Source organism: uncultured Candidatus Kuenenia sp. (assembly GCF_900696675.1).
Taxonomy (GTDB): domain Bacteria; phylum Planctomycetota; class Brocadiia; order Brocadiales; family Brocadiaceae; genus Kuenenia; species Kuenenia stuttgartiensis_A.
The window spans coordinates 1-7,491 of the sequence record NZ_CAADGZ010000147.1 but is presented as its reverse complement, the minus strand read 5'-3'; the positions used below and the strand labels follow the sequence as shown (position 1 = coordinate 7,491).

The following is a 7,491-nucleotide window of genomic DNA, read 5'->3' as shown; positions in this document are numbered from 1 at the left end:
GCCTGTTTGTAGCAAAATAGAATATTATAACAGATCGTAGAGACAGGTTTGAAACCTGTCTCTGCAATTAGGAGCGACCTGTCTCTTGTAAATCCATATTAAACAGGTCTGCCTGAATACGGACAGGTCGCTCCTACGGAGCTATTTACCTTATTGAATTTTATTGCGCTACAAACAGACTGCCCCTGACGGGGCTACATGGTATTTTTTCTATAACGGGAATTTTTCAAAAAACTAAAGTGTTACAAAATATTGAAATTTATGAACGTAGATTTATATTATGCCTTGTAACACCTCCAAAATAACACAGATACTTGACGTCCGAAATCAAGACCTTTACTGGACATCTATTGAAATAGCTGCTAAAGCTTTGAGGAACGGCGGGATAGTGGCTTTCCCAACGGAGACCGTATATGGCCTGGGCGTTCATAAGGATAATCCAGAAGCTATCGAACGGCTTTATGAGGCAAAGAAGAGGCCTGCAGAAAAGAGGCTGACCCTGATGATTGCCGATATCGGGGAAGTGGAACTATACGCGGGCGCTGTTTCTGATGTGGCAAAAAGGTTGATGGAGTCTTTTTGGCCGGGTCCCTTAGCGATTATTTTTCCGCTGAAGGATGGCTCAGACATTTGCGTAAGATTGCCCGATAATGCCATCGCAAGAGACTTAATCCGCACCGCAAATATTCCGGTAGCAACTACCAGCGCAAACACTTCAGGGCATCCGCCGTCAACGGATGCATCACAAGTAACGGCATATTTTAAGGATGAAATCGACTTCATACTGGATGGCGGACCAACACCATCACACGAGCCTTCAACGGTTGTCAAAATAAAAGATGGAGTATGTGAGGTCGTTCGGCATGGCATTATTCCCGAAACAACTATTCGAAATTGTCTTAAAAAATATTGAGAATCGGGATAATTTTTTTGTACATTTTTTTATGGAAGATTGTGAAACGACAATGAAGATTGCAATAGCATCAGATCACAGAGGGTATGATTTTAAAGAACGTATTAAGGTAACATTGAAGGAATTAGGCCATTCCGTAACGGATTTTGGCACTTCATCAAAATCGGAGTCCGTGGATTACCCCGATTTTGGAATGAAGGCGGCGCTTTCGGTGGGACACGGGGAATGCGACAGGGGTATTTTAATCTGCGGCACCGGAATAGGTATGTCGCTTGTAGCAAACAAGGTAAGGGGCGTCAGGGCGACTTTATGCCACAATCTTTATACGGTAGAAATGAGCAGACGGCATAATGATGCCAATGTACTGTGCATCGGTGCGGATATTATCGACGAAGAACTTTTGGAACAAAAAGTAAAACTATGGTTAGAAACGCCTTTTGAAGGGGGAAGACACGCCCGCCGTTTGGAGAAAATAGTGGAACTGGAAAATGGAGGCGGAATTTAATTCCCCATATGGACTACCTCCACGCCATTTGGGATTGTAAAGGTGAATATTTTTGAGTCAAGCTGGCTGTTTACAATGATATCAGAAAGCGTGATGCCCATTGCGGTATTGTATGTGGGCCAACGGACGTCAATTCTTTGCGGCAGCCGGCAACTATCGAAATCAGAATAATCGGTAAATACTGCCTGCAGCCGGACAGAACCGTCCGGATTAAATGTTTCACATCGAAATGTATCCGTGTTACTCCTGTTAATCAACAATTTCCCTTTAAGATTTATTTTGCCTTCATTCGTATCTATCGCGTAAATGATCCAATAATAAGGCCAGATTTCCAATACCGTACTCTCGCCGCCCAGAATATTTTTAAGATTAAATAACCCTGCCATATCATTCGGTGAAATGCCCATTCCTGATGAATTCACTTTATGCAAGGCGTTGCTGGAACCTGTGTAAACCTTTTTTTCCGAGGGGACATAAATCCAAAAGGTATTGCCGTCGGTAGACATATCAAATAGGGTAGTCGCCAGTTTTGAGCCAATGACACGCAGATGATTTGGCGTTTCATACACTATCAGGCCGGTGCATGTAACAGGCCCTTTTGATTCAGGCGCGGTTAAGGTTATTTTTGCCTTTGCCCGAAGCGTAGTAAGTTTAGAGTTGTTGTCAATTAACACCTCTTTTATTTGTTGTACCGAAAGGTTTTGCGCTTCCCCCCCCGTGCTATTCAGTATGGCAGAAGTATCTTCCCAAATCGATCTTTGCATAATCGCTGATTTGCTGCCTGCGCAACCGGACAGTAGGATGACAAAAAGAAATACACTTTTAATTATAGATAACTTCATTGCAGATTTTAGTACCTTATCAGTAATTTCTTTGCACACTTCCATTCGTCAGTGCGTGCTTATTGGTAAAATATTTACTTGTTCCTTCTGCAGCCGACAGTCTGCAAATTGCCGATTGAGGACTGAGGACTGCAGACTGTTTTCCTGCTGCTATAAAAGCCATTCTCCCGTAAAAACTTCAGCAGCAGCGCCTGTCATATAAACATTTTCATCTTCCACCCATTCCAGTTCCAGATCCCCGCCTGGCAAGTGTGCCAAAAGTTTACGTTCTGTCAGGTTGTTAAGAACGCCGGCAACGCAAACAGCAGAAGCGCCTGTTCCGCACGCCAGGGTTATGCCCGATCCACGCTCCCAGGTGACCATTGTAACCTCTCCCGGATGGTGAACCTTTACAAAATGGACATTTGTCCTTTCGGGAAAGACGCGATGGTGTTCAATTGCCTTTCCATCTTTTTCTATATGGAGTTGCTTTAAATCATCAACGAAGATTACGCAATGAGGATTTCCCATGGAAACGCAGGTAACCCGAAATGAAGTATTTTCATTAAGCACGAGCATTTCGTCTACTACTTGCGTTTCAGCGCCAACCATTGGTATTTCCGGTCTCATCAGCTTCGGCCTTCCCATATTTACCCTTGCGCTACAGACCCTTTCATTTTTCGTATACAGCTCAATGGTTTTAATGCCTGCCAACGTTTCTACTGTAAGCGGGTTCTTTCTGACCAGTGCATGATCGTAAACGTACTTTGCAACACAACGGATTCCATTTCCGCACATTTGCGCTTCACTGCCATCCGCATTAAAGATACGCATTTTACAATCTGCTATCTCTGACGGCAATATAAGTATTAACCCATCGGACCCCACTCCAAAGTGCCGGTCGCTTATTTTTTTTGACAGCCCGACGGGGTCCTCAACTACTTCATGAAAACAATTAACATAAACATAATCGTTGCCTATTCCATGCATTTTTGTGAATTTCATGATAACCCTTAAACAATTTTATTTTAAAGAGAATAAACGTTCGTACAATACAAACATTTTTTGTAATAGTTCCGTCCCCTTTCCATAAGGGACTTGAAGGGGATTGGGATTTTCTATTATACCGTGGCAGTCGGCAGTCGGCAAATTGCAGATTGAGAACTGAGGACTGAGTATGGTATTCATATTATATAGTATTACCATGTAAAAACTTCTTTTTTTGTAACATTTTAGTCTTTTGAAAAACGTATTACCTATAAGCTCCGTAGAAACAGCCTGTTTGTAGCAAAATAGGATATTATAACAGACCGTAGAGACAGGTTTGAAACCTGTCTCTACAATTAGTAGCGACCTGTCTCTTGTAAATCCATATTAAACAGGTCTGCCTGAATACGGACAGGCCGCTACTACGAAGCTATTTACACTATTGAATTCTATTGCGCTACAAACAGACCGCCCCTAACGGGGCTACATGGTATTTTTTCCATCCCATAAATTTTTCAAAAAACTAAAATGTTACCTTTTTTTGTAAGTTTTCCTTCGTACTACTATCCCCCAATCTTTTGTTTTTTATGCTCGTTTTTCAAAATGCATAACCGTAAGGCATTGATTAGATGAGGCTTACGTAAAGTTTAGGAGTTCAGGAGTTAACTCTTTAACTCTACGACTCTCTTTGTGGTTAAAGGACAGACGTACGGCCGTGCGTCTATACATCAATATATTTATATTGACATCTCCTGCTTACCTGCTTACGATTCACCCAATTACCCAACTATGGATTTTTAAAATGTCTTTATCTAACAATGCAAGCAAAATAATTCATTTCAGAAGCCCAATAGATCATGGTGAGAAAAAAAACTGAAGCTGAAAAAAAGAAGCCAGCGCAGACTGGGAAAAAAGAGGCACTCGCCAAGGAATCAAAAGTCCAAGCCAAAAAAGCTGTTACACCTACCGTAGCAAAAACGGCTATGCCAAAAACAAAAACGATAGCACCGGCAAGGGATGAAAAGGTTATAAAAGAACAAACTATGACATTCCCCATTGTCGGAATCGGCGCTTCTGCCGGCGGGCTTGAGGCGCTCGAAGGTTTCTTTTCCAACATGCCTGACAATAGCAACCTTGCCGTAGTGGTTATCCAGCATCTGGCGCCTAAATACAAGAGCATTATGGCAACACTGCTAAATAAATATACCACAATGAAGATACTGGAAATCAACGATGGAATGCGGGCGTTACCAAACTGCGTTTATCTTAATACTCCGGGGATGGACGTTGCTATTATGAACCGGACCTTTCAATTGATACAACCTCTTGAACCACATGCCTACAGACTGCCTATTGATTTCTTTTTTCGTTCCCTTGCAGATGATCTGGGAGAAAAGGCCATCTGCATCGTGCTTTCAGGAACGGGCACCGACGGCACCCTGGGGCTTAAAGCAATCAAGGGCGCGGGGGGAATGACCATGGCGCAGGACGAAACCGAGGCAAAATATGACAGCATGCCCAGAAGCGCGATAAACACCGGTGCGGTTGATCTTGTCCTGCCAGTGGAAAGAATGCCGGGAGAACTGCTAAAATATATTAAACACCCCTATATTGATAGCGTCAGGTCAACGGGCGCCACGGAAGAAAAATATCAAAACAATGTAACAAAAATACTCCTGCAGATTCGCAACCATACAGGACAGGATTTCTCCCAGTATAAACAAAATACGATTCGGAGAAGGATTGAAAGACGCATGGCCGTTCATCAGATAGATAAAATTGCAGATTATCTCAGTTATATCCGGGAAAATACGGCTGAAATAGGAATTCTTTACAAAGACCTGCTCATAGGGGTTACCAATTTCTTCAGAGACAAGGACGCCTTTGATCTCCTGAAAAATACGGTAATCTCCGAGATCATACAGAGAAAACAGACAAACAGTGCTTTACGCGTCTGGGTGGCTGGCTGCGCCACAGGCGAAGAGGCATATTCCATTGCCATACTCATCGCGGAAATTATGGAAAAGAAACAGCGGCAGTGTAACGTACAGATATTTGCAACCGATATAGACTCGACGGCCATCGAATTCGCGCGCGCGGGTATCTACCCTGACAGTATTGCCGCGGACGTCTCCAAAGAACGGCTGAAACAGTTCTTTATAAAAGAAGACAACTCCTACAAGCTAAAAAAACGGATACGCGAAATGCTGGTTTTTGCCGCTCAAAGTCTGATAAAGGATCCTCCTTTTTCCAGGCTAGACCTTGTATCATGCAGAAACGTGCTGATTTATATGGACGCCTCGCTGCAAAAAAAGATACTGTCGGTTTTTCACTATACCCTGAATAAGGATGGGTACCTTTTCCTCGGGTCATCTGAAACCATTGGTAATTTTACCGATCTTTTTTCAACTGAAAATGCGAAATGGAAAATCTATAAACGTAAAAGCGGCGTTATCGAAAAGGGCGTGGATCTTCCTGCCTTGCCAACGAAGGGAGTCTTTCAATCAGACCGGAAAGAAGAAAAAAAGGATTACGGAGAAATCAATATTATTCAACTTGCGGAAAGAGAGATTCTTAACAAATATGCCCCGTCGTTTGCACTGATCAATGAAAAACATGAGATTCTTTATGTTAACGGCAATATACACAAATACTTGCTAACGCCACCCGGTGTCCCCACCTTCAATATATTAAAAATGGCGCACGAAGACCTGCGTTATAAACTGAGCGCCATTCTCCATAAAATTTCCAGAAGGAAAGAAACTATCATAGAAAAAGAGGTGAAGATACGAGACAATGAACATTTCCTGACGATTGACCTGACCGTCAAGCCACTTAAAACCGGAATAGCAACTGAAGGGCTGACGATGATCATCTTTGATGAAAAATTACCGGCTGAAAAAGCGCGGAAAAAAGGAAAGGCCTCCTTAAAAATCAGCAAAGAAGACCCACAGATTACAAAACTCGAATTAGAATTGAAATCGACAAAGGAATATTTACAGGCAACCATCGAGGAACTGGAAACTTCGAATGAGGAGATGAAATCTACCAATGAAGAATTGCAGTCCACAAACGAGGAACTGCAGAGTACCAACGAGGAATTGGAGACGTCTAAAGAGGAACAACAATCCACGAATGAAGAACTGGAGACGGTGAACGCGGAACTGCAGAATAAGTTAAATGAATTATCACGTTCCAATAACGACCTCAACAACCTCCTTGCAAGCACTGAGATAGCAACCATATTTCTTGACACGAAACTGAATATTGTCCGTTTTACCCCGATGCTGACAAAACTCTTTAATATGCTGCTGTCGGATATTGGCCGTTCGATAGGCGACATCACCGCAAAATTCAATACGGACACCCTCAGGGATGACTCGGCAGAAGTGCTTAGAACGCTGGTCAAAAAAGAATGCCAGATACAGACAAAGGAGCAGGCGTTTTATAACATGCGTATCTTGCCCTATCGCACAGTAGATAATGTAATAGATGGCGTAGTTATCACATTTATTGACGTTACAAAAATTAAAAATACAGAAGATGCTTTACGCCTGATAGAGAGTAGGTTCGACATGTTGAATCAGTCTTCGCTATTCGGCATTGTGCTCTTTAATCCGGAAAGCGGCGTTATCGTGGATTATAATAAAAAATTTGAGGAACAAACCGGCAGAAGCCTTAAGGAGCAGCATACGTACAAAATATGGGATTGTTTTTCACCGGAAAAGACAAAGAACCCGGCAGAATTCTTTCAAGGGTTGTCAAAGAAAAATGAAACGGTTTCTATGGAAATGAATATTCGAAGACCTGATGGAGTTATTGTTCCCGTGTGCTTAATGAGTACTGTTATAAAAACCTCGAAAAATATATATGTTCAATGCGTTGTAAAAGACCTGACTGACCCGTTGCGAACGTAGCACATATAGCCAAACAAATAGTAAGTAACACTTTAGTTTTTTGAAAAATGTACTACCTATAAGCTCCGTAGGAGCAGCCTGTTTGTAGCAAAATAGGATATTATAACAGATCGTAGAGACAGGTTTGAAACCTGTCTCTGCAATTAGGAGCGACCTGTCTCTTGTAAATCCATATAAACAGGTCTACCTGAATACGAACAGGTCGCTCCTACGGAGCTATTTAGTGTCTGAACGAAAACTATCTTTTTTATGCAAGATTCTTTCTCTGAGCAAATTTAAATTTTTTTAAATTGCCCCTTTTTCAACTTTTTCTTCTACGCTTTAATCTATGATACGGTTGTTTTATTC

General features: G+C 42.1%; 5 protein-coding genes. 3 read left to right on the top strand and 2 right to left on the bottom strand.

Features of this window, described 5'->3' with window-relative positions; translation table 11 throughout:
• Window positions 1-280 precede the first annotated feature (280 nt).
• Entirely contained in the window at window positions 281-913 is a 633-nt protein-coding gene (locus tag QZT26_RS15265; RefSeq protein WP_099324612.1) for an L-threonylcarbamoyladenylate synthase, read from the top strand.
• Window positions 914-965: 52 nt separating this feature from the next.
• A complete protein-coding gene (rpiB, locus tag QZT26_RS15260) occupies window positions 966-1,418 on the top strand; it encodes a ribose 5-phosphate isomerase B (RefSeq protein ID WP_099326998.1) in 453 nt (150 codons plus the stop codon).
• Here rpiB and QZT26_RS15255 read toward each other — a convergent pair.
• Both QZT26_RS15255 and dapF read right to left on the bottom strand, forming a co-directional pair.
• Window positions 1,415-2,305 carry a DUF4292 domain-containing protein gene (locus QZT26_RS15255; RefSeq protein ID WP_099324613.1) on the bottom strand — a complete coding sequence of 297 codons (891 nt, stop codon included), beginning with the start codon at window positions 2,303-2,305 and terminating at the stop codon, window positions 1,415-1,417. The two genes, rpiB and QZT26_RS15255, sit on opposite strands and share 4 nt — an antisense overlap.
• A 105-nt stretch (window positions 2,306-2,410) precedes the next feature.
• Complete coding sequence (gene dapF, locus QZT26_RS15250) at window positions 2,411-3,244, bottom strand: diaminopimelate epimerase (RefSeq protein ID WP_099324614.1); 834 nt, start codon at window positions 3,242-3,244, stop codon at window positions 2,411-2,413.
• 839 nt (window positions 3,245-4,083) lie between these two features.
• Between dapF and QZT26_RS15245 the strand changes: the two genes are divergently transcribed.
• Window positions 4,084-7,143, top strand: coding sequence for a CheR family methyltransferase (locus QZT26_RS15245; RefSeq protein WP_164994531.1), 3,060 nt, complete (start codon window positions 4,084-4,086; stop codon window positions 7,141-7,143).
• Window positions 7,144-7,491: the final 348 nt, after the last annotated feature.

What these genes read in the sequence shown, in the direction of transcription:
- dapF (WP_099324614.1), bottom strand. Translation starts at nt 3,244, where the DNA reads ATGAAATTCACAAAAATGCATGGAATAGGCAACGATTATGTTTATGTT.
- QZT26_RS15255 (WP_099324613.1), bottom strand. Translation starts at nt 2,305, where the DNA reads ATGGAAGTGTGCAAAGAAATTACTGATAAGGTACTAAAATCTGCAATG.
- QZT26_RS15265 (WP_099324612.1), top strand. Translation starts at nt 281, where the DNA reads ATGCCTTGTAACACCTCCAAAATAACACAGATACTTGACGTCCGAAAT.
- rpiB (WP_099326998.1), top strand. Translation starts at nt 966, where the DNA reads ATGAAGATTGCAATAGCATCAGATCACAGAGGGTATGATTTTAAAGAA.
- QZT26_RS15245 (WP_164994531.1), top strand. Translation starts at nt 4,084, where the DNA reads ATGGTGAGAAAAAAAACTGAAGCTGAAAAAAAGAAGCCAGCGCAGACT.